Origin of the sequence: Pseudomonas sp., from assembly GCF_050739995.1 — a bacterium.
Lineage (GTDB): Bacteria > Pseudomonadota > Gammaproteobacteria > Pseudomonadales > Pseudomonadaceae > Aquipseudomonas.
Map to the genome: position 1 here is coordinate 1 of NZ_JBOICG010000295.1, position 2,905 is coordinate 2,905.

Annotated in this window: 2 protein-coding genes; one reads left to right on the forward strand and one right to left on the reverse strand. The window is 61.0% G+C overall.

Annotated features, from left to right (window positions below; genetic code table 11):
• A partial coding sequence (locus ACRESD_RS10050) for an aminodeoxychorismate/anthranilate synthase component II (RefSeq protein ID WP_431750775.1) occupies positions 1-489 on the reverse strand: 489 nt, incomplete at its 3' end.
• A 425-nt stretch (positions 490-914) separates the two neighbouring features.
• Here ACRESD_RS10050 and estP point away from each other — a divergent pair.
• Positions 915-2,834 carry an esterase EstP gene (gene estP / locus ACRESD_RS10055; RefSeq protein WP_431750776.1) on the forward strand — a complete coding sequence of 640 codons (1,920 nt, stop codon included), beginning with the start codon at positions 915-917 and terminating at the stop codon, positions 2,832-2,834.
• Positions 2,835-2,905 lie beyond the last annotated feature (71 nt).

Sequence of the window (2,905 nt, forward strand, 5' to 3'; positions counted from 1 at the left end):
CTTGTGACGCAAACCCATGATCTCGTCGACCGAGCCGTCTTCCAGCTGGGTCCAGGCGGTCAGCTCCAGGCATTCAGGCAACGTTTCGCGCTTGACCACCAGTGAGTGGTAGCGAGTCACGGTCACCGGCAGGTTGAGGCCGTGGAATACACCCAGGTCTTTATGGAACACCGGGCTGGTCTTGCCGTGCATGACCTGGCGCGCGCGCACCACGTCACCGCCAAAGGCCTGGCCGATGGACTGATGGCCCAGGCACACACCCAGGATCGGCAACTTACCAGCGAAGTACTTGATCGCTTCGAGGGAGATACCCGCCTCGGTCGGCGTGCACGGACCAGGGGAAACCACGATGCGCTCCGGGTTCAGGGCGGCGATCTCGGCCACGGTCAGCTCATCGTTGCGCACCACCTTGACCTCGGCACCGAGTTCACCCAGGTACTGCACAACGTTGTAGGTAAAGGAATCGTAGTTATCAATCATCAGCAACATGTGGGTTCAAACCTCTTGAATTCACTGATTTCGAATGACCGCCTTCCAAGAGAGTGTCCCGCTGCCAGACGCACGTTCCGGTTGCCAGGGTGAGCCGGCAAGGGGCGTCAAACAGAGGGTGCAGAAGGCAAATCGGTACAGGTCCGGCCGGGCCGGCAGAGAAAAATGTCAGGCGCGCCAACGCCAACGGGCGTGTGCCTTGACTACTCGCATCAAGAGTTTGCTGATGATCAACACGGGGAGGGTCTCGTTCATACGTTCAGGCACAGTAACGTAGCCTCGCCAGCGGTGCAATATGGAGCCGCAAATACGGGAAAACCTCCTACAAACGACTTGCAGGCAAATTCTGTTTTCACTTGCAGAAAACACCCTACGCTTTGCTAATGTCTCACTTCCGATACAACAACAACTAAATGGACTTTTGCATGCTCAGAGCACCGTTTTTTACGCCCCTGGCTAGTTCTCTCCTGTCCCTGGCCTGCGCGCAGGCACTTGCAGCACCTTCACCTTACTCAACCATGGTGGTGTTCGGCGACAGTCTCGCGGACGCCGGCCAGTTCCCCGATGGCAATGCCGGGGCCACCTTGCGCTTCACCAACCGTACAGGACCGACGTTCCAGGGCGACTATGGCCTGGTTTCATCAACCCTGCTCGGCGCAAAGCTGGGGGTTGCGCCAAACGACCTGAACGCCTCCACTTCCCCGGTTCGAGCGGCACAGGGTCTGCCTGACGGGAACAACTGGGCTGTCGGCGGCTACCGTACCGACAATATCCTGGACTCCATCACCTCAGTCTCCAACGCCGCGATTCCACCCGGCAACCCCGGTGGCGGCACCGTGCTGCGCAGCCGCCAGGGTTACCTGCCCGCCAATGGCGGACGAGCAGACCCCAACGCGCTGTATTTCCTCTCCGGTGGCGGCAATGATTTCTTGCAAGGCCGCGTACTCAGTCCCGACCAAGCGGTTGCCGCGGGCGGACGCCTGGCCGACAGCGCCCAAGCCCTGCAACAAGCGGGGGCGCGCTACATCATGGTGTGGATGTTGCCTGACCTGGGGCTGACACCGGCCATCAACGGCACGCCGGCGCAAGGGCCAAGCACAGCCCTGAGCAACATTTTCAACCAGGCGCTGGTACAACGCCTGTCGCAGATCGACGCTCAGGTCATTCCGCTGAACATCCCGCTGCTGTTGAAGGAAACCTTCGCCGACCCGGCCCGCTTCGGCCTGGCCACCGACCAGAACCTCACCGGTACCTGCTTCAGCGACCCTGATTGCGCCAACCCGACCTACGGGCTTGGCGGCACCAACCCAGACCCGACCAAGCTGATCTACAACGACACGGTGCACCCCACCATTGCCGGGCAACAGCTGATCGCCGACTACGCTTACTCGCTGCTCGCGGCGCCATGGGAAGTGAGCCTGCTGCCGGAGATGGCCCAAGGCACCTTGCGTGCGCACCAGGATGAGCTGCGCAACCAATGGCAAGCCGACAGCGGTAACTGGCAGGCGGTGGGCCAATGGCGAGCGATTGTGGCCGGTGGTGGCCAGCACTTGGATTTCGACGATCAAAGCAGCTCGGCCAGCGGCGATGGCAGTGGCTACAACGTGAATGTCGGCGGCAGCTACCGGCTCAATGAGAGCTGGCGCGTAGGCGTCGCAGCCGGGCTGTATCGCCAGACCCTCGAAGCCGGTGCACGCGATTCGGACTACAAGCTCAACAGCTACATGGGCAGCGCTTTCGCGCAGTACCAGCAAAACCATTGGTGGGCCGATGCCGCACTAACCGGCGGCAAGCTGGACTTCGACAGCCTCAAACGCAAGTTCGCCCTGGGCGTCAGCGAAGGCTCCGAGAAAGGCGACACGGACGGCTGGCTGTGGGCCTTGAGTGGCCGCGTGGGCTATGACATTGCCGCGCCTGGCAGCGACTGGCACTTGTCGCCCTTCGTCAGTGCCGATTACTCGCGGGTTGAAGTGGATGGCTACTCGGAAAAAGACAACCGTTCCACCGCTCTGACCTTCGCCGATCAACAACGCGACTCCAAGCGTCTCGGCTTGGGCCTGCAGGGCAGCTACCGCGTGACGCCGCAAACCCAGGTGTTTGGCGAAGTGGCCCACGAGCACGAGTTCGAAAACGACACCCAAAAGGTGAAGATCTCGCTCAACAGCGTGCAGGGGATCGATTTCAAGCTGGACGGCTACACGCCCCGCAGCAACTCGGATCGCTTGAGCCTGGGTGTCAGCCATAAGCTGACGCAGGAGCTGGCGCTGAGGGCGGCGTATAACGTGAGGAAGGATGACAACCTGACTCAGCAAGGGGTGAGCGTTGGTGTGAGCCTGGACTTCTGATGGAGTCTTGATATCTGCACAAAGCAAATGTGGGAGCGGGCTTGCTCGCGAATGCGGTACATCAGCTACAC

Coding starts and splice junctions, on each gene's coding strand:
- estP (WP_431750776.1), top strand. CDS start 915: ATGCTCAGAGCACCGTTTTTTACGCCCCTGGCTAGTTCTCTCCTGTCC.